The organism is Frankia canadensis, from assembly GCF_900197875.1.
GTDB lineage: Bacteria > Actinomycetota > Actinomycetes > Frankiales > Frankiaceae > Frankia > Frankia canadensis.
The window spans coordinates 32,408-59,306 of record NZ_FZMO01000079.1 but is presented as its reverse complement, the minus strand read 5'-3'; the positions used below and the strand labels follow the sequence as shown (position 1 = coordinate 59,306).

Sequence of the window (26,899 nt, the reverse complement as noted above, 5' to 3'; positions counted from 1 at the left end):
GACGCCGTCGGTGTAGGAGTAGCCGCGGCGCAGCAGCGTCACGCCGCCGTTGCTGACCTAGGCGGCGCCGCGCATCCGGGCCTGGGCGCCGTCGGCGCCGAGACGGCCGGCGGGGTTCTTCGCGAGCAGGCCGGCGATCGCCGGGGCGAGCGCGCCGGCCCGGGTGAAGGCGGGTGGCTGGCCGTGCACCACCGCACCGATCGTCAGCGGGATGGACTCGCGCTGGAACGGCGCGACGCCCTCGACGGCCAGGTAGAGGGTGGCGCCGAGGGAGAACAGGTCACCGAGCAGCGTCGCCGCCCCGCCGACGAGGCGTTCGGGCGCCATGTAGGCGGGGGTGCCGCCGCTGCCGCCACCGCCGGTCAGCGTCGGGTCCGACACGTGGGTGGCGATGCCGAAATCGGTCAGCAGCACCCGGCCGTCGTGGGCGAGCAGGATGTTCGACGGTTTGACGTCGCGGTGCAGCACACCGAGCTCCCGCCCGGCGACGAGGGCGTCGAGCACCGCGAGGCCGATCTCGGCGGTGCGGGGCACGGGCAGCGGGCCGGCGTGCTCGACCGTGGCGCCCAGGGTGTCGGCCGGCACGTAGTCCATCACGATCCACGGCAGGCCGTCCTGTTCGACGGCGTCGTGGACGGTGACGACGTGCGGGTTGCCCCGCAGCCGGGCCGCCGTGCGTGCCTCGCGCATCGCCGCGTCGACCTGGCCGGCGCGCTCGGCGGCGTCCAGCTCGGCCGGGAAGCGGATCTCCTTGACCGCGACGTCGACCCGCAGCATCTCGTCATGGGCCCGCCAGACGGTGCCCATCCCGCCCGCGCCGAGCCACTCGACGAGGCGGTAACGCCCCGCGACGAGCCGCCCGGCACCGAGAGCAGCCAGTGCCGGGCCTAGGAGGCGCCCCGCAGCTTCGCGAGCGCTTCGGCGAGGATCGCCTCGCCGTCCTTCTCGTTGCGTCGCTCCCGCACGTAGGCGAGATGCGTCTTGTACGGCTCGGTGCGGGGCGGGGCGGGGGTGTTCTCCCGGTCCCGACCCGCCGGGAAGCCGCAGCTCGGACAGTCCCACGTGTCGGGGACGGCCGCGTCCACCGCGAACGACGGCCTCGTCTCGTGCTCGTTGGCGCACCAGAAGGAGACGCGCTGGCGGGGCGCGGTCTCGCCGCGCTCCGCCTCTCCCATCGGTCCAGCCCCGACCCGGCTCCCCCGAATGGCGTTGCCACCTGCCACGGCCCGCGTGCTCCTTCGTCTCGTCCCATGGATGCAGCCCGGCGTTCCCGGCATACTGCTGTTTTCCCGGCATACTGCTGTTTCCCCGGCGCACAGGCCCCCGGTTGTCCCTCCGGGTACGTCCTGGTGGGAGTGTAGGCCGCCAGGGCCGGGCGGGGATGCACCGACCACCCCAACCCGGCCATGCGCAGCCGGGACAAGCCCGGACAGGGCGGTCCTTATCCGGAACCCAGCGACACCGCGGTCGGATCCGCCGTCCCCAGCGACGGCACGATCGTGTACGTCGTGACGTTCGCGCTGTGGAACTCCGGGGTGTGCACGACCGCGAGCGGAATGACCGCGGCACTGGCGACGACGGTCTGCTCGAGCGTGCTCCAGTCGCTGACCGCGGTCGTCTCGCTGCTCGCCCGCAGCGCCGCGTCGAGCTGGCGCAGGGCCGTCGGATCACGGTAGCCACCGTCCGCGGGCCGCGGGCCCACCCACGTCTCGTCCAGCAGCGGCTGGAAGACGGTGCGCCCGGCGTCGCCGTACCAGGAAGGGGTGATCCTGGTCAGCGCGAGGTCCCAGAACTGGCGCTGGGGCGTCACCGCGGCGGCGGCGAAACGGTCACCGGTGCGGATGCGGATGTCCAGCCGGATCCCGGCGCGGGCGAACGCGGTGCGCAGCGCCTCGGCGACCGCCGCGTCGGCGGGGCTGTCCGACGTCAGCAGCGACAGCGCTGTGACCGGGCCGCCGGGGGTCTGGCCGAGCGCCTCCCGACAGCGGGTCGGGTCACCGGTGCCCTGCGGGTCCGGGAACGGGTCGAGGTCGCTGTAGCCGGTCATCGGCGACTGCAGCAGGCTCGTCGCGGGGGTGGCGAAGTCGGGGCCGCCGAGGGCCGCGGCGAGGCTGGTCCGGTCGAGGCAGTACGGCAGCGCCTGGCGGATGGCGGACTCGCGCAGCGCGGCCGCGGACGGCCCGTCGAGGCCCACCGTGAGCGCCAGGGCGGTGCCGACGTCGTCTACGACCAGCCGCGGGTCGCGCGCCTTCGCCAGTTCCGCCGCGCGGGCGGCGGGCAGCGTGCCGTCGAGGGCCATGTCGGCGTCGCCGCGTTCCAGCTCCTGCTGCATCTGGTCGTCGGTCAGCCCGTCGGTGATCGTGATGTGGTCCGGCAGGGCGCGGCGGATGCCGTCCGAGGAGGCACTCCACGACGGGTTGCGGGCCAGCCGGTAGCCGGGGCCGTCGTCCGGCGACCCGGTGAGGCCCGGCGACACGGTGAACCGGTACGGGCCGGCCGAGATCAGGTTGTGCAGGTAGTCGGCCGAGTCCGGCGGGTAGGCCAGCGCCTCCAGCGGCACCGGCGAGGACGCGGGCAGCGCGAGCACGTCGACGAAGTCGTTCACCGGGGCGAGCAGGTGGAAGGCCACCGTGTCGTCGCCGACGATCTCGACGCCTTCGATGGTGTTGCCCTCGACGAAGGCGGCGGCGTCGGCGACCGGCGTCGCGGCCAGCTCGTCGCAGAACTGGCGGAAGCCGACGATCGTGGCGGCGAAGTAGCCACGCAACGGGGACGGGGACGGCGGGGTGCACAACCGCTTGATGCCGCGGGCGACGTCGTTGGCGGTGATCCGCCGCTGGTTCGGCGTGTCCCAGCGGGCGGCCGAACGCAGCCGGACGGTGTAGACGAGCCCGTTCTCGCTGACGATGGGCGCCCCGACGGCCAGGTCGGGGCGCGGCACGATCGCGTTCTCCGGGCTCGGGTCGGTCGGGTAGCTGTACAGCTGACGGGTGACGAGGCGGGCGACGGCCTGCTCGCCGGGCTCGTCGGCCCAGCCCGGATCGCCGCTGGGCATGCGGGCGGCGACGACGCGCAGGGTGCCGCCAGGCTTCGCGACGGGCGGGGGGGTCGTGGACGCGGCGGCCGGGGTGGCGCTCGCGGCCACCGGGCCGGAGCCACCGGACCCGCCGGAGCAGGCCGCGGCGGTGACGAGGACGGTGGCGAGAAGAAGGAGGACGCGAATGCGGTTCAATTCTTCAGCAGCAGGCCGAGGCCGATGATGCAGACGAACCAGACGAACCCCACCAGGATCGTCAGCCGGTCGAGGTTCTTCTCCACCACGGAGGAACCGCCGAGCGACGAGGACACGCCACCGCCGAACAGGGTCGACAGGCCGCCGCCCTTGGCCCGGTGCAGCAACACGAGCAGGATCATCAGCACGCTCGCGATGATCAGCGCGATCGACAGACCGATCGTCATTGCAGACCAGCTCCCGCTTCTCGGGGACGCGGCGGACGCCCCGCCGCCAGACACCGCACCAGACACCGCACCTCAGTAGACATCAACGTACCGCACCGGGAAGACCGGGCCCCCCGGGCATGACAGGGCCCGGCCGGTGTCGTGCTGGTACCGGCCGGGCCCGTGTCGTCGCGCCGCCGTCAGGCCGGCGGGCCGCTGCGCACGATGCCGACGAACTCCTCGGCGACGAGGCTCGCCCCGCCGACGAGACCGCCGTCGATGTCGGGCATGGTGAACAGCTCGCCGGCGTTCGCCGCCTTCACCGAACCGCCGTACAGCACCCGGATGCCGGCGGCTACCGACTCGCCGTACAGCTCGGCGAGCCGGCCGCGCACGGCGGCGCACATGTCCTGGGCGTCCTGCGCCGAGGCGGTGCGCCCGGTGCCGATCGCCCACACCGGCTCGTAGGCGATGACGATGGTCGCCGCCTGCTCGGCGGTGATGCCGGCCAGGGAGCCGCTGAGCTGGCCCAGCACGTGCTCGACGTGGGTGCCGGCGACCCGGATCGCCTCGACCTCGCCGACGCACAGGATCGGGGTGAGGCCGGCCGCGTACGCCGCCTTCGCCTTCGCGGCGACGGTGGCGTCGTATTCGTGGTGGTCGGCGCGGCGCTCGGAGTGCCCGACGACGACGTAGCTGCAGCCGAGCTTGGCGAGCATCGCGCCGCTGATGTCACCGGTGTGCGCGCCGGAGCCGTGCGGAGAGAGGTCCTGCGCGCCGTAGCCGAGGGCGAGCTTGTCCCCGTCGATCAGCGTCTGGACGCTGCGCAGGTCGGTGAACGGCGGCACGACGACGACCTCGACCGCCTCGAGCTCGGCCGGCTTGAGGTCGAACGCGACCTTCTGCACCAGAGCGATGGCCTCGAGGTGGTTGAGGTTCATCTTCCAGTTGCCGGCGACGAGCGTCCGCCGCCCGCTGCCCCTGTTCGTGCCCACGGTCCTGCCCTTCTCGGATCGTCCGCGTCCCAGCGGTGCCATGTCGATCGGCCCCGGTCTCAGACGCCGAGGGCCGCGAGGCCGGGCAGCGTCGCACCCTCGAGGTACTCGAGGCTCGCGCCACCGCCGGTGGAGATGTGACTGAAGCCGCTGTCGGGGATGCCCAGCGTGCGGACCGCCGCCGCGGAGTCCCCGCCGCCGACGACGGAGAACCCGTTGCCGGCGGCGATCGCCTCGGCGACGCCGCGGGTACCGGCGGCGAACGGCGCCATCTCGAAGACGCCCATCGGGCCGTTCCAGAACACGGTGACGGCACCACCGAGGCGCTCGGCGAACGCGCGGGTGGACGCGGGGCCGATGTCCAGGCCGAGCCAGCCCTCCTCGATGGCGTCCGCGGCGACGACCTTCGTCGCGGCGTCGGCGGCGAACCGGTCGGCGATGACGACGTCGGTGGGCAGCACGATCCGCTCGCCACCCTCGGCGAGCAGCTCCTTGCAGGTGTCGATCATCTCGGCCTCGAGCAGCGACGAGCCGACGCCGTGGCCGAGCGCGGCCAGGAAGGTGAAGCACATGCCACCGCCGACGAGCAGCGCGTCGACCTTCGGCAGCAGGGCGCGGATGACGCCGAGCTTGTCGGAGACCTTCGAGCCGCCGAGGACGACCGCGTACGGCCGCTCGGGGGTGGCGCTCAGCCGGCGCAGCACGTCGAGCTCGGTGAGAACCAGCCGGCCGGCGGCGTGCGGCAGCCGCTTGGGCACGTCGACGACGCTCGCGTGCGCGCGGTGCACGGCGCCGAACGCGTCCCCGACGTAGAACTCGGCGAGCGCGGCCAGCGCGTCCGCGAACGCGGCCCGGACCACGGCGTCCTTGCTGGTCTCGCCCGGGTTGAAGCGCAGGTTCTCCAGCATCGCCACCTCGCCGTCGGCCAGCGCGCCGACGACCTCGCGGGCCCGCTCCCCGGCGATGTCGCCGCTGCCGTCGCCGGCGAAGGCCACCGGGCGGCCGAGCAGTTCCCCGAGCCGGGCCGCGACCGGCTCCAGCGAGTACTTCGCGTCGGGCTCGCCCTTGGGGCGGCCCAGGTGGGAGGTCACGATCACCCGGGCGCCGCGGTCGAGCAGCGCGGCGATCGTCGGGACGCTGGCGCGGACCCGGCCGTCGTCGGTGATGCGCGGGGCGTCGCCGGAGCGGTCCAGCGGCACGTTGAGGTCGCTGCGGACCAGGACGCGGTGCCCGGCGACCTGCAGGTCGTCGATCGTCCTCACTCTTCGCTACTCCAGGGGTTCGAGGCCGGGAACTGCGGGATCGGGGCCGGAACCGGCGAGTGCCGGCCCCGGCCCGGGTGACGGGAACCTAGAGCCGGGCGCCGACCAGCGCGGTCAGGTCGACCAGGCGGTTGGAGTAGCCCCACTCGTTGTCGTACCAGCCGATGACCTTGACCTGGTTGCCGGCGGACATCGTCAGCAGCGAGTCGAAAGTGCACGAGGCCGGGGTGTTCACGATGTCCGAGGAGACGATCGGGTCCTCGGTGTAGACCAGGTAGCCCTTGAGCGGGCCCTCGGCGGCCGCCTTGAACGCCGCGTTGACCTCCTCCTTGCTCGCCGGCTTCGCGAGCGTGGCGACGAGGTCGGTGACCGAGCCGTCGAGCACCGGCACGCGCATGGCCAGGCCGTCGAGCTTGCCCTTGAGCTGCGGCAGGACCAGCGCGGTGGCCTTGGCGGCACCGGTGGTGGTCGGGATGATGTTCTGCGCCGCCGCCCGGGCCCGGCGCAGGTCCGAGTGCGGGAAGTCCAGGATGACCTGGTCGTTGGTGTAGGCGTGCACGGTGGTCATGAGGCCCTGGGTGATGCCGAAAGCCTCGTCGAGCACCTTCGCCAGCGGCGCCACGCAGTTCGTGGTGCAGGAGGCGTTGGACAGGATGTGGTGCGTCGCCGGGTCGTAGGCGTCGTCGTTCACGCCCATGACGACGGTGATGTCCTCGTCCTTGGCCGGAGCCGAGATGATGACCTTCTTCGCGCCCGCGGCGATGTGCTTGCCGGCGTCGGCGGCCTTGGTGAAGCGGCCGGTGGACTCGATGACGATGTCCACGCCCAGCTCGCCCCAGGGCAGCGCGGCCGGGTCCCGCTCGGCGAGGACCTTGATCAGCGTGTCGCCGACCTTGATGCCGCCGTCGGTGACGCTGACGGGCGAGGCCAGCGTGCCGAGCGTGGTGTCGTACTTCAGCAGATGCGCGAGGGTCTTGCTGTCGGTCAGGTCGTTCACGGCGACGATCTCGAGGTCGCTGCGCTTGCTCGCCGCGAGCGCCCGCCAGAAGTTACGGCCGATCCGCCCGAAGCCGTTGACACCCACCCGCGTAGCCACGTCCTGGACTCCCTACCGTTGTGTCTCGTCGTTATCGATGTGTCGAGGGAGGAGCCTAACGAGTTCGCACATCATCGGCGGTAATCCGAAGCGTGCGGTGTTGGTCTCCTCACACGAGGCCGCCCGCCCGCCGACGGCACTGCTTCCCGTCAGCCACGCCAGCGTGCCGTGGCCGGAGGGACCGCCGCCGCCCCGCACGGCCCCCTGGCCTGGAACGACGCGCCAGCCGGGCCGGCACCGTCCGGCGTGGGCGCCCGTCCGGACGCGCCCCGCCGTGGGGCCGGTCCCGCTCCCGCGGGCGATCCCGATGGTGCTACACGGGTCATTATTCCACGCGGACCGGGCATCGTTGATCAGGGCCCGACCGGTCGGCGCGGCGGCCGCATTTGCCGATCTGGTTAGCGAAATGCCCGGAATCAACCAAATAGTATATTGTCGCGCTTCAGGCGTTCTCCAGGAGATCCGGTGAGACGCTCGCCTCGGTATTGGGGATACCGAGGGCGTGAGCGCGCTTGTCCGCGAGCGCGAGCAGCCGGCGGATCCGACCGGCGACCGCGTCCTTGGTCAGCGGCGGATCGGCCAGCGCGCCCAGCTCCTCCAGCGACGCCTGGGCGTGCTCGAGGCGCAGCCGGCCGGCGGCGAGCAGGTGCTCGGGCGCGTCCTCACCGAGGATGCGCATCGCCGCCTGCACCCGCGCCCCCGCGGCGACGGCCGCGCGGGCCGAGCGGCGCAGGTTCGCGTCGTCGAAGTTCGCCAGCCGGTTCGCCGTCGCCCGGACCTCGCGGCGCATCCGCCGCTCCTCCCAGGCCAGCAGGCTCTCGTGGGCGCCGATACGGGTCAGCAGCGCGCCGATCGCGTCGCCGTCCCGGATGACGACCCGGTCGACGCCGCGCACGTCGCGGCTCTTCGCCTGCACGCCGAGTCGCCGCGCCGCGCCGACCAGCGCCAGCGCCGCCTCCGGCCCCGGCGAGGTGACCTCCAGCGAGCAGGACCGGCCGGGCTCCGTCAGCGACCCATGGGCGAGGAACGCGCCCCGCCAGGCCGCCGCCGCGTCGCACGCCGACCCGGTGACGACCTGCGGCGGCAGACCGCGCACCGGCCGGCCCCGCTGGTCGAGCAGCCCGGTGGAGCGGGCGAGCTGCTCGCCGTCGCGCTCCACCCGGACGATGTAGCGCACCGAGCGGCGCAGGCCGCCCGCGGCGAGCACCGCCACGGTGGACGGGAACCCGAACACCTCCGCGACCTCACGGCGCAGCCGGCGCGCGGTCGCGCCCGTGTCCAGCTCCGCCTCGACGACGATTCGGCCCCCGACGATGTGCAGTCCCCCACCGAAACGCAGCAGGGCGGCCATTTCGGCCCGCCGGCAGCAGGGCTTCGCGACCCGCAGCCGGCTCAGTTCGTCCTTGACGGTGGCCGTCATCGCCGCCACACCGATCACTCCTTGGCTTCACCGGATGAGGTCCGGCGAACCGCTCCGCCGGACGATGGGTACGTGGTGACCGGCCGCCGGGAGGAGGCGGGCGGTCCAGTGCGGGCGGCGGGCGGTGCGGGCACCGCCGCTGCCGGCCGCGGCAGGGCCGCGAACAGCGTCCGGAAGGCGGCGGCGAGCAGGGCCGGATCGTGCACGGGAGCGCCGGGCACCCGCACCGGCGCCAGGTGCAGCAGCGCCCCGAGCTCGGCCGCCGCCCGGGTCAGGGGATCCGGCTCGGGCACCGCCGTCGGGTCGGCGAGGACGACGTCCACGCACAGGCCGGGCACGTGCCGGCGCAGCGCCTCCAGGTGCGCCGGCGGGGTGTAGCCGGCGGTCTCGCCGGGCTGGGCGGCCAGGTTCAGAACCATCACCCGGCGCGCCCGCGACTGGGTGATGGCCTCGCGCATGCCAGGCACCAGCAGGTGCGGCAGCATGCTCGTGTACAGGGAGCCGGGGCCGAGCACGAGCCAGTCGGCGGCCCGCACCGCCGCGACCGCCTCCGCGCAGGGCGCCGGCGCCGCCGGGGTGAGCCGCACGCCGACCACCCGGCCGGCCGTGGTCGCCACGGCCGCCTGCCCACGGACCTCGCTCGTCGCCGCCGGCGCCGCCGGGTCGAGACCCGCGACGTCGGCGACGATGTCGATGCCCTCGGTGGCCAGCGGCAGCACCCGCCCACGCACCCCGAGCAGGACGGCGGCCAGGTCCAGCGCGGCCACCGGCGAGCCGGTGCGCTCCGCGAGCCCGGTGAGCACGAGGTTGCCGACCGCGTGCCCGGCCAGCGGACCGTCGCCGCCGAAACGGTGCTGGAACAGCTCCGCCCACGTCGCCGGGACCCCGCCCGGCTCGGCCAGGGCGGCCAGGGCCATCCGCAGGTCGCCCATGGGCAGCGCGCCGAGCTCGGTGCGCAGCCGGCCGGACGAACCGCCGTCGTCGCCGACGGTGACGACGGCGGTGAGTGACGGGGTGAGCCCACGCAGCGCCGCCAGCGAGGCAGCGAGGCCGTGGCCGCCGCCGAACGCGACGACCGACGGTCCGGCGGACGGAGTGGGATCCGGCACGCTCACTCCCGTCCCAGGTCGCGGTGCACGACCCGGACCCCGACACCGTCGGCGGCGAGGCGCACGCCGAGCTGCTCCGCCATGGCGACGCTGCGGTGCTTGCCGCCGGTACAGCCGACGGCGAGCGTCAGGTACCGCTTGCCCTCCCGGGCATAGCCGTCGCCCACCAGGCGCAGCAGCGCCGCGTACTGGTCGAGGAACTCGGCGGCGCCCGGCTGGGCCAGCACGTAGTCCCGCACCTGCGGATCACGCCCGGTGTAGGGGCGCAGCTCCTCCACCCAGTGCGGGTTGGGCAGGAAGCGGCAGTCGGCGACGAGGTCGGCGTCCAGCGGCAGGCCGTACTTGTACCCGAACGACACGACCGTCGCGTTGAGCCGGTTCGCGGTCGGCAGCCCGAACGCCGCGTCGATCTTCGAGCGCAGCTCGTGCACGTTCAGGTCGGTGGTGTCCAGCACGAGGTCTGCCTCGCCCCGCAGCTCGGCGAGCAGGGCCCGCTCCCGGCCAATGCCGTCGACGACCCGCCCGTCGCCCTGCAGCGGGTGCGGCCTTCGGACGTGGTCGAAGCGGCGGATGAGCGCGTCGTCGCTGGCCTCGAGGAACAGCATCCGCGGATGCATGCCGCGGGCGTCGAGGGCGGCGACGGCGGCCCGCAGGTCGGAGAAGAAAGCCCGCCCACGCACGTCGACGACGACGGCGATGCGGCTGACCGCGCCGCCGGAGCGATGGCCGAGCTCGGCCATCGTGGACAGTAGCCCGGGTGGCAGGTTGTCGACGACGAACCAGCCGAGGTCCTCCAGGCACTTGGCCGCCGTGCTGCGGCCCGCCCCGGACAGCCCGGTGATGATCGCGAGATCGAGGGTGGGGGTGGTCATGACACGCTCCCCGCGTCGGCATGCTCCGCGTCGGCATGGTCCGCGACCGGACCGTCGTCGAGGATCTCACCGGTGGCCGGGTCGACGGCGGGCGCGGGTGCCGAGACGCCCCCTGGGGCGGAGCGGGCGAGGGTGGCGAGGATCGCCTCGGCCGTGCGCGGGCCGATCCCGGGCACCTCGGTGAGCTGCTCGACGCTGGCCGCCCGCACCTTCGCGACCGAGCCGAACCGCCGCAGCAGCGCCTTGCGCCGGGTCTCCCCCAGCCCCGGCACCTCGTCGAGGGCGGAGACCACCATGGCGGCGGACCGCTTCTGCCGGTGGTAGGTGATCGCGAACCGGTGCGCCTCGTCGCGCACCCGTTGGAGCAGGTAGAGCGCCTCGGACGTGCGCGGCAGGATCACCGGCTCGTCGCTGCCGGGCAGCCAGACCTCCTCGAGGCGTTTGGCGAGCCCGCACAGCGCCACCCCGCCGGGCCCGTCGTCGATGCCGAGCTCGTCGAGGGCGCGGGCGGCAGCGGCGACCTGCGGCGCGCCGCCGTCGACGACGACGAGGTTCGGCGGGTAGGCGAACTTCCGCGGCCGGCCGGTGTCCGGATCGATCGGCCCCCCGGCGGCCTCCCCACCGCCCGCGGCGTCGGCGTCGGCGTTGGCGTTGGCGTCGGCCGTGGCGAGGGCGTCCGCGCTGGCCGCGTCGTCCGGGGTGTCCGCGATGCCGACGAGCTCGCCGGTGCGGGACCTCTCGGCGAGGTAGCGGGAGAAGCGGCGGTGGATCGTCTCGTGCATGCTCGCTACGTCGTCGGTCGCGCCGTCCGACGCGGCGCCGCGGATGGAGAAGCGGCGGTACTCGGACTTGCGGGCCAGCCCGTCCTCGAAGACGACCATGCTCGCGACGACGTTGGTCCCCTGGATGTTGGAGACGTCGAAGCACTCGATGCGCAGCGGCGCGTCCGGCAGCTCCAGGGTCTCCTGCAGCTCGGCGAGCGCCCGGCTGCGCGCGGTCAGGTCACTGGCCCGCTTCGTGCGGTGCAGCGCGAGCACCTGGCGGGCGTTGCGCTCGACGGTCTCCAGCAGCGTGCGCTTGTCGCCCCGGCGGGGCACCCGCAGGTCCACCCGGCCACCGCGGATCTCGCCGAGCAGCTCGGTCACGGCGTCCGCGTCCGGCGGCAGGACGGGGACGAGCACCTCCCGCGGCACCCCGGCACCACCGTCCGCCGGCGCCCCGCCTCCCGACGGCTGCCCATCGCCGGCCGGCGCCCCACCGTCCAGGTACTCCTGGGTGAGGAACTGCTCGACGAGGTCGGCGGTCGTCACCTCGTCGACCTTGTCGATGACCCAGCCGCGCTGGCCGCGCACCCGCCCGCCGCGCACGTGGAAGATGGCGACGGCGGCCTCCAGCTCGTCCTCGGCGAGAGCGATCACGTCGGCGTCGGTGTCGTCGGGCAGCACGACGGCCTGCTTCTCGATGGCCCGGCGCAGCGCCCCGGCGTCGTCGCGCAGCCGGGCGGCCCGCTCGTACTCCTGGGCCTGTGCGGCCTCGCGCATCTCCCGCTCCAGCCGGCGCAGGTAGCGCGCGGTGTGACCGGACATGAAGTCGCAGAAGTCGTCGACGATCGCCCGGTGGGTCTCGGCGTCGACCCGGCCGACGCACGGCGCCGAGCAGCGGTCGATGTAACCGAGCAGGCACGGCCGGCCGACCTGCCCGGCCCGCTTGAACACCCCGGCCGAGCAGGTGCGTGCGGGGAACACGCGCAGCAGCAGGTCCAGGGTCTCGCGGATCGCCCAGGCATGGGCGTACGGGCCGAAATACCGCACGCCCCGGCGCTTCGGCCCGCGCATCACCTGCAGCCGCGGGAACTCCTCGTGCAGCGTCACGGCGAGACTCGGGTAGCTCTTGTCGTCGCGGTAGCGGACGTTGAAGCGCGGGTCGAACTGCTTGATCCAGGTGAACTCCAGCTGGAGCGCCTCGACCTCGGTGGTGACGACGGTCCAGTCCACGGCGCTCGCGGTGCGGACCATGGTCTGGGTGCGGGGGTGCAGCGTGTACGGATCGGCGAAGTAGTTGGCCAGCCGGGCCCGCAGGTTCTTGGCCTTGCCGACGTAGAGCACGCGGCCGTGCTCGTCGCGGAAGCGATAGACGCCGGGGGTCTCGGGAATCGAGCCCGGCGGGGGCCGGTAGGACGCCGGATCAGCCATGAACCGAGCCTACGGCGACCATCATCCGGAACGAGCAGCACCTGCACGTAACCATTTCATCACGCATAGCTCGGAGCCTCCACGGCGGGTCCTCGCGAAGCGTCTCGGAGGAGTGACGGACGGGAGTGGAGCCATGGGCGTAAAGTAATCACATCTACACCTTCCGCTGTCGTGGGTCACCCCGCTGGCGCCCGGGCGAGGGGGCTGCGACCCTCGACACACCGGGCAAGCGAACCGAGGGAGCCAGCACGTGCTTGGAAAGGACGTCACGGCGGAGTTCGTCGTGGACGACGGGGCCAGCCGCGGGCGGGTCACGGTGCTCCAGTTCGGCTGGCGCGCCTGCGACCCGTTGGCCGTGTCCCTGTCGCTGGTGTCCAGGCCGGAGCACCCCGCACTGCCGCAGGGCACCTGGGTGGCGCCCCGCGACGCGCTGCGCACCGGGCTGGAGACGGCCGTGGGCGACGGCGACGTGCGCATCGGCCCGGACCCGGCACGCCGCGGCGTCCGGCTGGACCTGCTCGACGGCGGCCAGCGCCGGGTGGTGGTGGTCGCGACCTCGTCCCTGCGCCGCTTCCTGGACCGCACCGAGCGGCTCGTCCCCACCGGCCAGGAGCACACCGAGGCGGAACTCGATACGGTCCTGGCCGACCTGCTGGAGAACTGACAGGCCTCCCCCGGCCGCCCGTCCCGATCCCGCCGCCGGCCTCAGCGGGCCGCCGCGGCCTCGGCGAGGCGCCGGCCGCGCCCCCCGTTCTTTCCGGGGCGCGCCTCGGCGGCGGCGACCCGGTCGCCGAGGATCTCCCGGAGGAAGACGGCGGTGTGGCTCTCGGCCACCGCAGCCACCGTCTCCGGTGCCCCCTGGGCGACGACCCGGCCGCCGCCGGTGCCCCCCTCCGGTCCCATGTCGACGATCCAGTCGGCCGTCTTGATCACGTCGAGGTTGTGCTCGATGACGATCACCGTGTTGCCGGCGTCGACCAGCCGGCCGAGCACGCCGAGCAGCTTGCGGATGTCCTCGAAGTGCAGGCCCGTCGTCGGCTCGTCCAGGACGTAGACCGTGCGGCCGGTGGAGCGCCGCTGCAGCTCGCCGGCGAGCTTGACCCGCTGGGCCTCACCGCCGGACAGCGTCGGCGCGCTCTGGCCGAGGCGCACGTAGCCGAGGCCGACGTCGTTCAGGGTGCGCAGGTGGCGGGCGATCGCCGGGACGGCGGCGAAGAACTCGGCGCCCTCCTCGATCGGCATGTCGAGGATCTCGGCGATGTTGCGGCCCTTGTAGTGGACCTCCAGCGTCTCCCGGTTGTACCGGGCGCCGTGACAGATCTCACACGGAACGTAGACGTCCGGCAGGAAGTTCATCTCGATCTTGATGGTGCCGTCGCCGGAGCAGGCCTCGCAGCGGCCGCCCTTGACGTTGAACGAGAACCGGCCGGGAAGGTAGCCACGCACCTTCGCCTCGGTCGTCTCGGCGAACAGGCGGCGGATGTGGTCGAACACGCCGGTGTAGGTCGCCGGGTTGGAGCGTGGCGTCCGCCCGATCGGCGACTGGTCGACCCGCACGGCCTTGTCCAGGTGGTCGAGCCCGCTGACGGTGCGGTGCCGGCCGGGCACCTCGCGGGCGCCGTTGAGCCGGTTGGCGAGCACGGTGGCGAGGATGTCGTTGACCAGCGTCGACTTGCCGGAGCCGGACACTCCGGTGACGGCGACGAAGCAGCCGAGCGGGAACGACACGGTGACGTCGCGCAGGTTGTGCTCGCGGGCGCCGTGGACGGTCAGCGCCCGGCCCTTGGTCGGCGTGCGACGGATGTCGGGCACCGGGATCTGCCGGCGGCCGGACAGGTAGGCGCCGGTCATCGACTCCTCGCTGGCCAGCAGGTCCGCCACCGGCCCGGAGACGACGACCCGCCCGCCGTGCTCCCCCGCGCCGGGCCCGATGTCGACCACCCAGTCCGACGCCCGGATCGTGTCCTCGTCGTGCTCGACGACGATGAGCGTGTTACCGAGGTCACGCAGCCGCAGCAGGGTCTGGATGAGCCGGCGGTTGTCCCGCTGGTGCAGGCCGATGGACGGCTCGTCGAGCACGTACAGGACGCCGACGAGACCGGAGCCGATCTGGGTGGCGAGCCGGATGCGCTGTGCCTCGCCGCCGGCGAGCGTCCCGGCGGCGCGGTCGAGGGAGAGGTAGTCGAGGCCGACGTCGAGCAGGAAGGTCAGCCGCGCGTCGACCTCCCTGATCACCCGGCCGGCGATGGTCTGCTCCCGCTCGGTGAGCTCCAGCTCCCGCAGGAACGCCGCGCACTCGCCGATGGCCATTCCGGACACCTCGGCGATCGACCGCCCGCCGACGGTCACCGCCAGCGACTCGGGCCGCAGCCGCGCGCCCCGGCAGGCCGGGCACGGCACGTCGCGCATGTAACCCTCGTACCGCTCGCGGCTGCTGTCGGACTCGGCCTCCCGGTGCCGCCGGCCGAGGAACGCGATCACACCCTCGAACGAGGTGTAGTAGGAGCGATTGCGGCCGTAGCGGTTGGTGTAGCCGACGTGGATCTCCGTCTCGCCACTACCGTGCAGCACCGCCTTGCGGGCCCGCTCGGGCAGGCCCTCCCAGGGCGTGTCCATCCGGAAGCTGAGGTCCTCGGCGAGGGCGGTGAGCAGCCGCTCGAAGTACTCCTTGTTGTGCCCCGCGGACCAGGGGGCGATCGCGCCCTGCGCCAGCGACAGCGTCGGGTCGGGCACGACGAGCTCGGGGTCGACCTCCTTGCGGGTGCCGAGGCCGGTGCACTCCGGGCAGGCGCCGTACGGCGAGTTGAACGAGAACGACCGCGGTTCGAGCTCCTCGAAGGAAAGGTCGTCGTAGAGGCAAGCGAGGTGCTCGGAGTACATTCGCTCGCGCTCCGGGTCCTCCGCCGGCCGGTCGACGAAGTCGACGAGGACGAGCCCGCCGCCGAGGCGCAGCGCCGTCTCCACCGAGTCGGTGAGCCGCTGCTTGGCGGACGCCTTCGCCGCCAGCCGGTCGACGACGACCTCGATGGTGTGCTTGCGCTGCTTCTCAAGCTTCGGCACGTCGGTGAGGGCGACGACGGTGCCGTCGACCCGGGCCCGGGCGAACCCGGAACTCTGCAGCTCGGCGAACAGGTCGACGTACTCGCCCTTGCGCCCGCGCACCACCGGGGCGAGCACCTGGAAGCGGGTGCCCTCGGGCAGCTCGAGCAGCCGGTCGACGATCTGCTGCGGGGTCTGCCGGGAGATCGGCCGCCCGCACTTCGGGCAGTGCGGCCGGCCTGCGCGGGCGAACAGCAGCCGCAGGTAGTCGTAGACCTCGGTGATGGTGCCGACGGTGGACCGCGGGTTGCGCGAGGTCGACTTCTGGTCGATGGATACCGCCGGCGACAGGCCCTCGATGAAGTCGACGTCCGGCTTGTCCATCTGGCCGAGGAACTGGCGCGCGTACGCGGACAGCGACTCGACGTAGCGCCGCTGACCCTCGGCGAAGATCGTGTCGAACGCGAGGCTCGACTTGCCCGACCCCGACATCCCGGTGAAGACGATCAGCCCGTCCCGGGGCAGATCGAGATCGACGTCGCGGAGGTTGTGCTCACGCGCGCCACGCACGACAAGTCGGTCGGCCATCGTCGATCCCTCGTGATCTTCCGGAAAATCGGACCTGGTCGGGTGTGGCCATGCTACGGACGGGGTCCGACAGTTTTCGTGGCCGCCCGCCGGCGCCACCGCAGGACCGGGCGCGCCCGCCTCCGCGTCGCCCGCCACCCGCCGGACCGTAACGACCTGACGGATGATGGTGTTCCACCCACGTGTGGTCCCAGCACGGTCCGCCCAGCCCCGCCGGGGGCGAGAGGAGTCCCCTCCATGACCAGCGAGCACGACACCGCCACGCCCGCGGCCGGCGGCGCCTACACGGGCCGGGTCACCGTCGGCGGCCCGGCCGACACCCGCGCGCTACCCGGCCTGATGGTGACGAAGGTCGCGGTCGGCCCGATGAACAACAACGCCTATCTGCTGCGCTGCCCCACCACCGGCGAACAGCTGCTCATCGACGCCGCGAACGAACCCGGCACCCTGCTCACCCTGATCGGCGACGCCGGTCTCGCCACCGTGGTCACCAGTCACCGCCACAGCGACCATGTCCAGGCCCTCGCCGAGGTCGTGGCCGCCACCGGCGCGACCACGGTCGCCCATGCCGACGACGCAGCCGAGATCCCGGTACCGACCGCTCGGATCATTCACGACGGCGACGGGGTCACCGTCGGCCGCGCCACCCTGCGGGCGATCCACCTCGTCGGCCACACCCCCGGCTCGGTCGCCCTGCTCTACGACGCCGACCCCGCCGCCCCGCACCTGTTCACCGGCGACTGCCTGTTCCCCGGCGGCCCTGGCCGGACAACAACTCCGGATGAGTTCACGAGCCTGATGGACGACTTGGAGCGCAAGGTCTTCGGGCCGCTGCCGGATGAGACATGGGTGTATCCGGGCCACGGCTGGGACTCGACGATCGGCGCGGAGCGGCCTCATCTGGCCGAGTGGCGGGCCCGCGGCTGGTAACCACCTCTCGGGCTGGGTGCAGGGCTCTTCGGGTTCGCGCCCCGCTCACTGGACATGGTCGTCGAGGCCGCATCACTCGGTCGTACGAGGATCAGGGCAGGATCCAGCGGCCACCAGACCACCTCGAACCGCTCGGCCAGATCTTGTGCTCCGGGTCCCACCAAAGGACATGGAAGACGTTCCCGACCCTTAGCCCGTAGATCCGGATCGGTCCACCATGCCTAAGCCGGGACACCCGATCTTGATCGTCAAGACCGAGTGCCTGCCACCGCCTGTTCGCCTCGTCTTGGGGGAACCCACGCTCCAGGGAGTAGTCCTTCCCCGTATCCCTGCCGGCGGCGAACAGTTCGTGCACAGTCATGCTCTCGAACTGTCTGAGATGCCCGATGACCTCGGGCCATGATGCTGGCGTGATCGCCCATGAGCCTTCGGTGTCAGCGAGGTTGAACCGCCAGCAGATCCGCGCAGAGCTTGTGTCCTGGTCCGGGACCTTGGAGGCACGCCGGGGGGCGTCGTGGCGCTGCGGAGGGAGCGTGATCGGCGGGGTCTTCTTCGATCGCCCCTTGCCCATCAGTCTTCGGGAACCGCCGAGCCACGCACTGGCTCGCTGGGGCTGTCGTCCTGGAGCAGGGAACCGTAGTAGTCGGCCATGGTCGTGGGCTCGATGACCTCGGAACCCCGCTCAAGCGGTTGCAGGCCACGGCGAGCCTCCTGCCATGGCCGCTCGCTGTGCGACAGGACGCTGAGCTGTTGGGCGGTGAAGCTGCCGTAGGCGTTCAGCACCTCGTCGATGCTTTCGCGCTGCGCGTCGGTGAGCGCGTCCCCGCTGCCCCACCGCCAGGGGGCTTCCACCGTGTACCGGCCGCGGTGCTGGGCGTACAGCGCGGGGACGACGGGGCCGTTGGCCCATGCCTCGATCGGCTCGGGGAACAGGACGTCGTCGTCCCAGACGAGGTGCCATGCCTGCGAGTAGTAGACGAGCTTCTGGAGCTTCATGGCGGTCATGGGGCCGGCCTGGTCGAGGATGTAGGCGGCGACGTCGTGCACGGAGGGCATCTGCCTGGTACCTCCCCTCGGTAGTTGCGTCCGACGTGGCGGTACTGGAACAACGCTAGATCTACTGTCCATCATTTCCCCCGTGGAGCGACGTAGAACACGCTGCAACGTAGCAGGTTTCCACTCGCCGCCTAGCCCGGAAGCGCCTGCCGGGAGGGGGCATGCCCGAGAGCTGTTGATCCATCGGGCACGGCGTGGGACTTGGTGATCGTCAAGGTGTGGCTGAGCGGCGGCCCCGCAGTTGACGACCAGCGGAGCGGCTATGGCCCCCCTTCCGCTGGGCGGCCGAGCAGGCGGCGGACGAACTCGACGGACGCCCAGCCATTCAGGACAGCGCCGCCGGCGAGCAGGTAGCCCTGCCATCGGCGCGCGTCGCGGACGAGGATCACGATGCCGACAAGCACGGACGCCGCGACAACGAGGGCCGCTAGCGTTGCCATCCACCGGACCACAGCGCGGTCGATTCGCGCTGCTGGTCCAGGTCGCAGTCCGAACCCTCTGCGGTCCGCGATCAGGATGGGAAGTGTGGCTGTGACGACGCTGGCGGCCATGAGGAACAGGCCCATGGTCGACGTGTCGTAGAGCTGGACGACCACGATCCCGAAGGACCCGCACACAAGGCTGACAGTCGAAGCAAAGATCACAGTGAACAGGAAGTCGCGATCGATCGGCCGCATCCAGTTCCCCTCGCCGGTCGCATACCCGGCCGAGTCTCACGCCTCCGGAACGGCGCGGGCGACGGGTTGGCTGGTTTCGTCACCGCCGTGACGGCTTGCTGCGCTCTGTCCGACTTGCGGATGGTCGAGGGCATGGGGAACGGCGCGACTACCCTGCGATCCCGCACTGAGGGCTCTCAGATGCCAGGTGGCCGGCTCAGGATGCGGTAGCCCAGAGCCCGGAAACCGGCAAGCGCACAGAGGGATTCAAAGATCAGCAGGTATCCCCGCCACTGGCGGATCCCGTCTCGCGTCACCGCAGTAACGCCCAGCCCGAAGGCTGCGGCCACTACGACTCCGATCAGCGCGAGGACGGCGCCGGTCGTGGCCCGGTCGGCGCGTGCGGTGCCGCCGTGCCGTTCGGCGGACACGAGGGCGGCTCCGACTAGCAGGATGCCGACGGCCACAGGCTCACATATGAGGTCCGCCGACCAGCCGAGGGCGACAGCGACGACGCCTTCGGCGGCGCACGCGGCAGCGAAGAACGCGGTGAAGAACATGACGCCCAGCGGGTAGCGCCCGGTCGACCCCATCTGCGTCCCCCTCGCCGGTGGCATTCCTGGTTTGAGGGTCGGCGCTGGGCCATCTCTGTGACGCAGGTTCCGGACGATTCGTCGGGGCGGTGACCGTCCGGTCGGGCTTGTCCGGTCCGCCGGTCTACTGCTACTTGCCGATCAAGGGCACCGCCTGTCGATCACTCTCGAACTGCTGGTCCAGCCAGGCGCGGACGTCAGAGGGACGGTAGCGGACAAGCCGGCCGAGTTTCGCGTATGGCGGTCCTGTGTTGGTCTGCCGCCAGTAGCGGACAGCTCCTTCGCTGACGTTGCAGTGCTCGGCGACGTCGTTGGTGGTCCACAGCTCGTCGAGGTCCACGACCGACACCGGCTCGACACGGACCGATCGAACGCCCGACCACCGAGGGTCTTCCTTGATGTCCGGGGCGCCGGAAGGCTTTCTCGCGGCCGGGATCGCCGTCACGCGCTCTCACCTCGGCGCCGTGCCTGCCGCACCTTCACGCTGCGTACCGCCATCTGCTGCATGTGCGCTTTGAAGGCGTACTCGGCGCGTCTGGCCCGCTCGTCGGCTGAGAGCACCCCATCCGGGTCGACCTGCGTCTCGAACCGGGCCAGCGCCGCCGCCCGCGCGGGCGCCGTCCGCCCCGACCGGTCCACCGTCCGCGCCCACGACACGTTCGCTGCCGCGCGAGCTTTCAATGATCGAATTGCGGGGCTCAGCTTCTCCATGCGCTGTGCATGCCCGTCCAGAGCACGACGACAGCTGGACCGCTGTGGCCCCCATGTGGCCCTTCGCTCAGCACCTAGACCGGGGTCCGGCCGCGTCGCACATGCGGTGCCGAGTCGTGATCGCCTCGGCTAAGGCCGCGATGGTCAGGGGGTCTTCGCGGTCCGGCCGGTGGTGCGCATCCACGTGTCGATGTCCTCAGCGAGCCAGATCCGGCCGGCTTTGATCACGTCGTAGGCGGCAGGGAAGCTCGGGTGTTCGGTGAGCTGGTGTGCTCGTTGGCGGGAGACGCCGAGCTTGTCTTCGATCTCTCGGAGGCCCATGAGGCGGCCTGTCGCCCGGTGTTCTGCCATAGGCAACAGTCTACCGGGCAGTCACCATCTAGGGGGTTGCCTAGCTAGGTAGTTGCCTACTAGGGTGTTGCCTACAGGAAGTCGGCAACCCGGGGGCAGCGATGACGATCACCGAACTCACCACGTACACCGCCGCCCCCGTTGAGCACCCCGTCAGCATCACCAGCGCCGCGGCCACCCTCGACGTTCAGCCCCAGACCATCCGCCGCTACCTGCGAGCCGGGAAGCTCGACCGGCTCGGCGACGGCGTCAGCGCCGCCAGCGTCCACACCTACGCCGAGCGGCGCGCCGCGAACATCACCCGCACCCGCGCCGTCCCCGGCTGGCACCGCCGCCGCATGGGCCGAGGCTGCCCGACTGGAGGCCCTGGCGCGGAAGCTGAAGGCCAAGGCGCGGCCCGTACTGGAAGAGGCAGGGCCGGGGGTCTACGGCCGGTACGAGGTGCGGTTCACCGACGGGCAGATGCGCCAGGACGGCGAGCTGATCGAGCGGATGTGGTTCCTGGTGTTCGGCGAGGCGGCGCCGCGGCGGCGTACCGCACCGTCACCGAAGATCATCCCTGCCGTCTGATCGCGTAATGGTCATTGTGACCATATTGCGGTCGTCGGCCCCCTCGGCGCTGCCGTTCTCGGCCGGGTCCTCCGCGGCCCGGTAGACGGACCGGAGCCGCTCGTAGGTCGTCGGCGTCAAACCCAGCTCACGAGCCACGATCGACGACACCTTGCCGCGGTGGGTGTCCTCAGCACACTCAGCATCACCGGATGCTGAGTGTTGGGCGGCTCGCCCTGGAGCCGTCCCGCCGTGCTCTCGACGCCGCTCCCGGGCCTTCGGCGCTTCCAGCTCTTCCAACGCCTTCCCGAGTGACATGAGTTCGGACAGTTCCATCTCCTTCCGGGGGACGCCGTCTCCGCGGCCCGTCGAGGTGACGCACCGGGCAGTGCACCTCGGCCGCAGTGCAACGCAGCGACGCAGCGCAGGCGGCCGGCGCAGTGCAGCGACGCAACGCAACGGGCGGCAGCGCAAACCCCGGGGGCAGCGCAGCAGCGCAGCAGCGCAACGCATCAGATGCCCGGCGCACGGTGCAGCGCAACGAACGCACGTCGAGGTTGCGTCGCCACCCTGCCCCGACGCAGCGCAACGCAACTTTGCTTCGCATGGCTAACAACGCAAATATGCAGGCCAGCACCGGTGTGCATCCGCTGGTTGCGTCGGCTGGCGGTGCAGCGCACGACGCAAGTCCCGACGCACCCGACGCAGCGCATCAGCGTCGAGCAGCGCAGCCGGTGCAGGGACCCCAGCGCAACGCAATGGCAATGGGACCGTATGGCGCCGCCGTACGCTTCCGGACGGTTGGCCGCCGAAGCGGTCCCCGCGCCGTACGGCCGTACGGACCGCGCCGCACCGTACAAGCTGGCGGCGTTCACCATCTCCGTACGGGATCCGCAGGCCGCACGGCCACCATGGGGAACCTGGCCGTACGTCTGTGGGCCTCGGCCGCCTTACCAACGGCGCGTGGATGCCGGACGTACTGACCGCGCCGCACCGAACGCCATATCCGCGCCGGCCAGCGGCACTGTTCGTACGGACCCGGCCGCACCAGCCGGGACCACATCGGGTGCCGCGGCGCCGTACGGACGGTGCCGCACCGTACGGGCCGCAGCCCGGTCGTACGGGCCGGGACCGCACCGGCCACCGCCTCCCCCGGGCCGCACGACCCGCCATGCTCGTCCCGATGCGGCGGGCCGGGCCGCACCGCGGCCGTACGTACGGTGCCCGCCGCAACCTCCGCACCGCAGGCCCTGGCGCAGACCGCACCGCAAGTCCCGCCGAGCGCCGCACCGCACGACCACCGCAATGCGGCACCGGGTGCGGCGTGCGGGTTGGCACCGCACCGCATCACCGCAGGACCGCAACGCCGCAACCCCGCACCGCACCGCACGTCCTGCGACACCGCACCGCAAGAAACACCGCAAAATCGCAGGTCAGCTCGGCACCGCTTGCGGTGTGCGGCGCCGCACCGCATCCCGTCCAGACCGCACCGCATGCGGTGTCAACCGCAACGCCGCGCGCCGCGAGGAGGCCCACCGCACCGCAGCCGACACCGCACCGCACCACCGCAAGAGGTGCCACCACCGCACACCGCACCCGCGGGCCGCAAACGCCGCAGCCCCGCACACCGCACCGCAACCGGCTCCCCGCACCATTGCGGTGCGGTGTGCGGTTGCGGTGGTCAGCGTGCGGGGCTGCGGTGCGGCGACCGAGTTACGCCGCGGTGTCGAGCGTCGCCGTCTTCACGTTGAGGGGGGACACAGTGGCGAGCAGACCGGCCGCGCCGTTGAGCAGATGCCGCCGACGCGACCGATCGTCACGCAGCACGGTGCAGGTGTCGACGAAGTCGGCGAACAGCTCGGCGATGGTCCGGCACTCGTCGGCCGCCAGCCTCGGCGCGTCGCGGCTGGTGTCCCCCTGGTCGCGTGCGTCGCCGTCCTGCAACGCAGCGAAGATCGTGAAGGCGCCAGCGGCCATCATCTGAATGATCTTGATGCTGTTCTCGGACAGCTCCCCCCACTCGCTGAGACCGCGCAGCGCGTCGGCGATGTCCTCGAAGACGGAGACGGTTTCGTTCTCGGTCTCGTCCGTTTCGGGGCTGTCCGCGTCGAGGTCGATGCACATGGCCTGGTTCATCCTTCCGATCGGGTGGCGCGAGTGGTGCGGTCTGTCAGCGGGCCAGCTGCGCGGCGATACCGGCCGTGCAGATCAGTGCGGTAGCGGTGGTGAGGAGCAGCAGACCGGCCCGGGTCCTCTGCCCCTGCACGTCGACAGCGCGGGCGAGACGGCTGATCTCCGCGTCGGCCGTGTCCTCGTCGCCGGGGTCGCTGTCGACGACGCCGCCGGGCGCGGGCTGGTGGGCGACCAGTCCGAAGCCGAACATCGCGGCGGCGGCGAGCATGGCGGCCAGGGCGGCGCAGACGAACCCGGCGGGCAGGGTCCCGAGCCTGCCGGGGTTCCAGATGGCGGCGGTGAACCCGGCGGCGGCGAGGCTGACCGCCAGCAGGGCCACCGCCCGATTGCCGGCGTGGGTGATGTCGGCGCGCATCCGGGCGAGGAGTCCGGCCCGGTGCCGGGCGTGCGGGCAGGGTTCGGCGTCGATGATGCCGGCGATCTCCCGGGTGGACAGGGCGAGGGACAGCAACGCGGCGGCGGTGGCCTGCTCGACCGGCGGTGTGGCGCCGCCGGACCGGCCGAGGGCGGCCACAGCCTCGTTGAGGGGATCGGTTCTCATGTCGGCTGCCCCGTCAGAGGAAGCGTTCCCGTGGCGGGGTCCAGCTCGTGCCAGCGGGCCCGGCCGGCACGGACGTGGGCGACGATGCTGCGGATCGCTGCCGCAGCGAGGGCCGGGTCGTATGCGTCGAGCGCGTCGACCAGCACCTCGGCGTAGGGCAGGGTGACCGTCGCCATCCTGCGCGGCCACTCGTCCACCGTGGCGACCCGGGACAGCATCCGGGTGGCGTGGGCCTGCCCGGGGCTGTCGGGGGCCAGGTCGGCAAGCAGGATCGCCACCGCGGGTACCGCTACGGCGCTCATACGGTCAGCTCCCTGCCGGGCGGCCACGCGGGATAGTCGGCGTCCCAGATGTCGGCGGACTGGCGCCACCGGGCGGTCCACTCGTCGTGGACTCGGAGCGCCGCACGCATGATCCGGATGAAGTGGGCGGCCTGGTCGTGGTCCCCGCGGGCCAGGGCGGCGGCGAGGTCGTCGAGGTGGACGGCCCAGATCGCCAGTTCGCGTTTGCAGTCGTTGTAGCTGTCGCAGTCGGCGAACGACTTCCGGGCGTCGGTCAGCTCGGCGGGGGTCGGTTCCAACTGGTCGACGGGGACGATCGGCACGGCGGTCATCCCTGTGCCGCCTCGTCGTCGTTCTCGTCGTCGTCCGACGCTCTGACGAAGATCAGCTGTGTGGATTCGTTGCCTTCGGTGTCCCACGGCATCCATCCGCCGGCGAGGAAAAGGTCGTCGGGCAGACCGTTCAGGGCCTCGCGAAGCAGCGCGACGGACGTTGCGCTCCGCGCCTTCGACCCGAGGATCTTCGCGTGCGGGATTACGACCGCGACGAGCTGGTTACTCCAAAAGTCGTCGATGACGTCGCCGATCCCGCAGAACACGTCCGCGTGGTCCTGGCCCATGCGGCGCAGGTCCCGCCAGGTCACATCCACGGGTCCGATGGGCGTCCCGGTGCTGTCCGGGCTGGTCAGAGCCCGGTCGTCGAGGTTCATGCACGTTCCTTTGAGAAGGTGGTGAAACGGCGACGGCCGCCCCGCCGCTGGCGAGTGGGAGAAGCGGCGGGGCGGCCGTCGGGGGATGACCGGCGCGGATGGAGTCCGGTCTAGATCAGGGGTGCGTCCCGGACTTCACGGACTGCTCGGACCACCTCGACGACCTTTTCGAGGATGTCGAGGGCCCCGCCAGCCCTGGAACTGGCGGTCAGGCTGGCGGCGGTGATGGGATCCACCTCAACCGGGTATCCGACCGGGACCGGCTCTCCCTTGGGGAGCTGACGCGCCTGCTCCGACCAGTCGTTGACCGTCATGGCCAGCTCGACGAGGCAGCCGGGCGAGCAGGGCGAGAACTCGCGTGCCACCCACCACTCGTCGAGCAGCAGGGACGACGCGGTGACGCAGGCGGTGGAGCAGGTTCCGACGGAGATCAGGGGCTTGAACTCGCGGCCACCGGCGGCCTTGCCGGCGCGGGCGATGTGGACGATGGTCTTACGCTGCGCGAGGAACGCTTCCGACGCCCAGTCGCTGATCATCGTGTCCGCCAGCATGACGCTGATCCGCGTGACGGGATCGAGGAGCGGGTCTGCTAGCGGCTTGTCCAGGTTGGCGACGATGGGATCATCTGCGACAATGTGGTTCATGATCTTCTCCTCAGGTGTGTGAGAGTTGATCAGCCGGCCCCCTTTCGGTGTTCACCGCACCTGAGGGGGCCAGTTCTTTTCCGTGTGTGGCCTTGAGCGGCTAGTCGCCGTTCGGCCCGCACGGATCGCGGCGATGCCTTCGGATGTCGGGTGCTACTACTGGCCGCCGGTCGCCTTGTGCAGGGCCTCCAGTGCGGCGGATCGCCGTGCCGGGTCGACGATCTGCCGGGCGGCGTCGGCGGCCGCTTCGACCAGCGTCGCCGAGGTGGCGGGCAGCATGTGCCGGATGATCGTCGTGAGCTGGTGCGCCTTGTCCTGCGGGTTGGTGATCTCCATGGCGGCGGTGATCGCTTCGTCCCGAATGCTCGCCACGTGGCTCCCCTTTGCTGTGGGTGTCGGTGTGATGCGGGGAACGATACGCAGCTCACCTATGCATGTCTAGGGGAGTTGCCAGGATGGTGACAACCCGACAGGTCGACCTGTCTAGGGGAGTCCGGTAGCGTGATCGCCGTGACAGACGGTGGCGACGGGCGCGCGCTCTACATCCGCATCGGCGATGACATACGGTCCAAAATCGCCAGCGGTGAGATCGCCAGCGGCGCCCGGGTCGGATCAGAAAGCAGCCTCGCCGCCGAGTGGAACACCACCCGCGAAACCGTCCGCAAGGCACTCGAAGTGCTGCGCGTCGAAGGCTGGATCGTCCGCCAGCACGGCCGCGGATCCTTCGCGCGCCGCCGGCCAGCGGTTGACGTTCAGTGGGCCACCGACCGCTATCAGCGGAGCGCCAGCGGTCCGACGTCGCCGTTCGCCCGCGACACGGCGAAGGTCAAAGCCACCCCGGACTGGCAGTGGGTCACCCGCAGGGAACGCGCAGATCCGGACGTCGCGGCCCGCCTCGGCATCGACGTCGGCGAGCATGTGATGCGCACGGAGTACGTCTTTCGGGCGAACGGCGAGCCGACGCAGACGTCGGTGAGTTGGGAACCGTTCGCGCTCGTCGGCGGCACACCGATCGAGGAACCCGAAGGCGGCGACGGCCCGGTCGGTGTGGTCGCCCGGTTCGACTCGATCGGCGTCCTGATCGACGCGGTAGAGGAGATCGTGACCGCCCGGCCTGCGACGGACAGCGAACGGGCTGCGCTCAGCCTCGCGTCCGGCGCATGGGTGCAGGTCGTGGAACGAACTCACCTTGCAGGGGATCGGCGCGTTGAGACCGCCGACATTGTGCGTCCCGCCGAGCAGGCCGCCCGCGGCTACCGGATCCCGATCCCGCTTCCCGCCGAGAAAGACCGGCCGGCGGCGACAACATCGGACGACCGCGGCACGCACGGCAGCGAACCGGAGGCGGCGGCCGGCGACACCAGCCCGCAGCCGGACGCGACGTCCGGTTAGACCGTCACCTGAGACTTCACCGCGGCCCACACCTCGGCGACACCGGCACGGAAGCCGTCACGGTAGCCGGTGGCACCGGTGTTGGTAGCGCCGATCTCGACGGCGGCGCCGAGCACGTCATCCCCGCCGAACCCGTCCGGCGCGGTCGAGGCCATCACCCGTTCAACGTCGGGCAGCGACCGGGCCGTGTTCTTCGCCCAGCTATGCCCATCGCTGCGCCCCCGTTCCCGGTTCTGCCCTGTTGTGGTCACAGTTCGGGCGGCGTCCGCTGCCACCTGAAGC

31 protein-coding genes and 1 pseudogene are annotated in these 26,899 nt (G+C 71.9%); 4 read left to right on the top strand and 28 right to left on the bottom strand.

The features are described from left to right. Nucleotides 1-63: 63 nt before the first annotated feature. The 11 genes and pseudogenes from C1A33_RS08725 to uvrC form a co-directional block, all read right to left on the bottom strand. A pseudogene (locus tag C1A33_RS08725) lies at nt 64-879 on the bottom strand (serine/threonine-protein kinase); the annotation flags it as partial. 8 nt (nt 880-887) lie between these two features. Next, the gene (locus tag C1A33_RS08720; protein WP_101831007.1) at nt 888-1,223 is read right to left on the bottom strand and encodes an RNA polymerase-binding protein RbpA; all 336 of its coding nucleotides are present in this window, start codon (nt 1,221-1,223) and stop codon (nt 888-890) included. A 218-nt stretch (nt 1,224-1,441) separates the two neighbouring features. Further along, nucleotides 1,442-3,232: an ABC transporter substrate-binding protein gene (locus C1A33_RS08715; protein WP_243407333.1), complete on the bottom strand. Its 1,791-nt coding sequence runs from the start codon at nt 3,230-3,232 to the stop codon at nt 1,442-1,444. Continuing rightward, nucleotides 3,229-3,459, bottom strand: coding sequence for a preprotein translocase subunit SecG (gene secG, locus C1A33_RS08710; RefSeq protein WP_101831006.1), 231 nt, complete (start codon nt 3,457-3,459; stop codon nt 3,229-3,231). The genes C1A33_RS08715 and secG overlap by 4 nt, the downstream gene beginning before the upstream one ends. A gap of 179 nt (nt 3,460-3,638) precedes the next feature. Next, nucleotides 3,639-4,475, bottom strand: coding sequence for a triose-phosphate isomerase (gene tpiA / locus C1A33_RS08705; RefSeq protein WP_101831005.1), 837 nt, complete (start codon nt 4,473-4,475; stop codon nt 3,639-3,641). A 17-nt stretch (nt 4,476-4,492) separates the two neighbouring features. Continuing rightward, nucleotides 4,493-5,695, bottom strand: coding sequence for a phosphoglycerate kinase (locus C1A33_RS08700; protein WP_101831004.1), 1,203 nt, complete (start codon nt 5,693-5,695; stop codon nt 4,493-4,495). Between the two features lie 88 nt (nt 5,696-5,783). Next, nucleotides 5,784-6,791, bottom strand: a complete 1,008-nt coding sequence (gene gap / locus C1A33_RS08695; protein ID WP_101831003.1) for a type I glyceraldehyde-3-phosphate dehydrogenase — start codon at nt 6,789-6,791, stop codon at nt 5,784-5,786. Between the two features lie 442 nt (nt 6,792-7,233). Further along, nucleotides 7,234-8,220 carry a DNA-binding protein WhiA gene (whiA, locus tag C1A33_RS08690; RefSeq protein WP_101831013.1) on the bottom strand — a complete coding sequence of 329 codons (987 nt, stop codon included), beginning with the start codon at nt 8,218-8,220 and terminating at the stop codon, nt 7,234-7,236. A gap of 5 nt (nt 8,221-8,225) precedes the next feature. After that, nucleotides 8,226-9,320, bottom strand: a complete 1,095-nt coding sequence (locus tag C1A33_RS08685; RefSeq protein ID WP_480014314.1) for a gluconeogenesis factor YvcK family protein — start codon at nt 9,318-9,320, stop codon at nt 8,226-8,228. Nucleotides 9,321-9,322: 2 nt separating this feature from the next. After that, a complete protein-coding gene (rapZ, locus tag C1A33_RS08680; protein ID WP_101831001.1) occupies nt 9,323-10,192 on the bottom strand; it encodes an RNase adapter RapZ in 870 nt (289 codons plus the stop codon). Then, a complete protein-coding gene (gene uvrC / locus C1A33_RS08675; RefSeq protein WP_101831000.1) occupies nt 10,189-12,384 on the bottom strand; it encodes an excinuclease ABC subunit UvrC in 2,196 nt (731 codons plus the stop codon). Before uvrC ends, rapZ begins: the two co-directional genes overlap by 4 nt. Nucleotides 12,385-12,634: 250 nt before the next feature. On the opposite strand from uvrC, the gene C1A33_RS08670 reads away from it, so the two are divergent. Continuing rightward, complete coding sequence (locus tag C1A33_RS08670; RefSeq protein WP_101830999.1) at nt 12,635-13,048, top strand: SsgA family sporulation/cell division regulator; 414 nt, start codon at nt 12,635-12,637, stop codon at nt 13,046-13,048. A 41-nt stretch (nt 13,049-13,089) separates the two neighbouring features. On the opposite strand, the gene uvrA is transcribed toward C1A33_RS08670, so the two are convergent. Beyond that, nucleotides 13,090-16,011: an excinuclease ABC subunit UvrA gene (gene uvrA, locus C1A33_RS08665; protein WP_101830998.1), complete on the bottom strand. Its 2,922-nt coding sequence runs from the start codon at nt 16,009-16,011 to the stop codon at nt 13,090-13,092. 237 nt (nt 16,012-16,248) lie between these two features. Here uvrA and C1A33_RS08660 point away from each other — a divergent pair, with 237 nt between their 5' ends. Then, nucleotides 16,249-16,941 (top strand): MBL fold metallo-hydrolase, encoded by a 693-nt coding sequence (locus tag C1A33_RS08660; protein WP_101830997.1) that lies wholly within the window; start codon nt 16,249-16,251, stop codon nt 16,939-16,941. A 570-nt stretch (nt 16,942-17,511) separates the two neighbouring features. Here C1A33_RS08660 and C1A33_RS08650 read toward each other — a convergent pair. The 7 genes from C1A33_RS08650 to C1A33_RS08620 all read right to left on the bottom strand — a co-directional run bounded on the left by C1A33_RS08650 (nt 17,512) and on the right by C1A33_RS08620 (nt 20,637). Beyond that, nucleotides 17,512-17,997, bottom strand: a complete 486-nt coding sequence (locus C1A33_RS08650) for a Panacea domain-containing protein (RefSeq protein WP_101830995.1) — start codon at nt 17,995-17,997, stop codon at nt 17,512-17,514. Between the two features lie 260 nt (nt 17,998-18,257). Further along, complete coding sequence (locus C1A33_RS35615) at nt 18,258-18,674, bottom strand: hypothetical protein (RefSeq protein ID WP_101830994.1); 417 nt, start codon at nt 18,672-18,674, stop codon at nt 18,258-18,260. A 176-nt stretch (nt 18,675-18,850) separates the two neighbouring features. Beyond that, a complete protein-coding gene (locus C1A33_RS08640; RefSeq protein WP_133150608.1) occupies nt 18,851-19,246 on the bottom strand; it encodes a hypothetical protein in 396 nt (131 codons plus the stop codon). A gap of 130 nt (nt 19,247-19,376) precedes the next feature. Beyond that, a complete protein-coding gene (locus tag C1A33_RS08635) occupies nt 19,377-19,691 on the bottom strand; it encodes a helix-turn-helix transcriptional regulator (RefSeq protein ID WP_115537928.1) in 315 nt (104 codons plus the stop codon). Next, on the bottom strand, nt 19,688-19,903 hold the full coding sequence (locus C1A33_RS08630; protein WP_243407332.1) for a hypothetical protein: 216 nt from the start codon (nt 19,901-19,903) through the stop codon (nt 19,688-19,690). Before C1A33_RS08630 ends, C1A33_RS08635 begins: the two co-directional genes overlap by 4 nt. Before the next feature lie 198 nt (nt 19,904-20,101). After that, nucleotides 20,102-20,278: a DNA-binding protein gene (locus C1A33_RS08625; protein WP_101830992.1), complete on the bottom strand. Its 177-nt coding sequence runs from the start codon at nt 20,276-20,278 to the stop codon at nt 20,102-20,104. Nucleotides 20,279-20,379: 101 nt separating this feature from the next. Next, the gene (locus tag C1A33_RS08620; protein WP_133150607.1) at nt 20,380-20,637 is read right to left on the bottom strand and encodes a hypothetical protein; all 258 of its coding nucleotides are present in this window, start codon (nt 20,635-20,637) and stop codon (nt 20,380-20,382) included. Between the two features lie 112 nt (nt 20,638-20,749). Here C1A33_RS08620 and C1A33_RS37370 point away from each other — a divergent pair, with 112 nt between their 5' ends. Continuing rightward, a complete protein-coding gene (locus tag C1A33_RS37370) occupies nt 20,750-20,878 on the top strand; it encodes a hypothetical protein (protein WP_279354599.1) in 129 nt (42 codons plus the stop codon). Here the strand turns inward: C1A33_RS37370 and C1A33_RS34075 are convergent. The 8 genes from C1A33_RS34075 to C1A33_RS08585 all read right to left on the bottom strand — a co-directional run bounded on the left by C1A33_RS34075 (nt 20,852) and on the right by C1A33_RS08585 (nt 25,597). Next, nucleotides 20,852-21,193, bottom strand: coding sequence for a hypothetical protein (locus C1A33_RS34075; RefSeq protein ID WP_133150606.1), 342 nt, complete (start codon nt 21,191-21,193; stop codon nt 20,852-20,854). The genes C1A33_RS37370 and C1A33_RS34075 overlap by 27 nt on opposite strands. A 1,377-nt stretch (nt 21,194-22,570) precedes the next feature. Further along, the gene (locus tag C1A33_RS08615) at nt 22,571-22,981 is read right to left on the bottom strand and encodes a hypothetical protein (protein WP_101830990.1); all 411 of its coding nucleotides are present in this window, start codon (nt 22,979-22,981) and stop codon (nt 22,571-22,573) included. 46 nt (nt 22,982-23,027) lie between these two features. Next, on the bottom strand, nt 23,028-23,591 hold the full coding sequence (locus C1A33_RS08610) for a hypothetical protein (RefSeq protein WP_133150605.1): 564 nt from the start codon (nt 23,589-23,591) through the stop codon (nt 23,028-23,030). Then, nucleotides 23,588-23,893 carry a hypothetical protein gene (locus C1A33_RS08605; protein WP_133150604.1) on the bottom strand — a complete coding sequence of 102 codons (306 nt, stop codon included), beginning with the start codon at nt 23,891-23,893 and terminating at the stop codon, nt 23,588-23,590. Before C1A33_RS08605 ends, C1A33_RS08610 begins: the two co-directional genes overlap by 4 nt. Next, nucleotides 23,890-24,204, bottom strand: coding sequence for a hypothetical protein (locus C1A33_RS08600; RefSeq protein ID WP_101830987.1), 315 nt, complete (start codon nt 24,202-24,204; stop codon nt 23,890-23,892). Before C1A33_RS08600 ends, C1A33_RS08605 begins: the two co-directional genes overlap by 4 nt. After that, on the bottom strand, nt 24,201-24,581 hold the full coding sequence (locus C1A33_RS08595) for a hypothetical protein (protein WP_101830986.1): 381 nt from the start codon (nt 24,579-24,581) through the stop codon (nt 24,201-24,203). Before C1A33_RS08595 ends, C1A33_RS08600 begins: the two co-directional genes overlap by 4 nt. Nucleotides 24,582-24,691: 110 nt before the next feature. After that, the gene (locus tag C1A33_RS08590; RefSeq protein WP_101830985.1) at nt 24,692-25,225 is read right to left on the bottom strand and encodes a hypothetical protein; all 534 of its coding nucleotides are present in this window, start codon (nt 25,223-25,225) and stop codon (nt 24,692-24,694) included. A gap of 156 nt (nt 25,226-25,381) precedes the next feature. After that, on the bottom strand, nt 25,382-25,597 hold the full coding sequence (locus C1A33_RS08585) for a hypothetical protein (RefSeq protein WP_101830984.1): 216 nt from the start codon (nt 25,595-25,597) through the stop codon (nt 25,382-25,384). Nucleotides 25,598-25,726: 129 nt separating this feature from the next. Here C1A33_RS08585 and C1A33_RS08580 point away from each other — a divergent pair, with 129 nt between their 5' ends. Continuing rightward, complete coding sequence (locus C1A33_RS08580) at nt 25,727-26,617, top strand: GntR family transcriptional regulator (RefSeq protein ID WP_101830983.1); 891 nt, start codon at nt 25,727-25,729, stop codon at nt 26,615-26,617. On the opposite strand, the gene C1A33_RS34070 is transcribed toward C1A33_RS08580, so the two are convergent. After that, on the bottom strand, nt 26,614-26,868 hold the full coding sequence (locus C1A33_RS34070; RefSeq protein ID WP_207770219.1) for a hypothetical protein: 255 nt from the start codon (nt 26,866-26,868) through the stop codon (nt 26,614-26,616). The two genes, C1A33_RS08580 and C1A33_RS34070, sit on opposite strands and share 4 nt — an antisense overlap. Nucleotides 26,869-26,899: the final 31 nt, after the last annotated feature.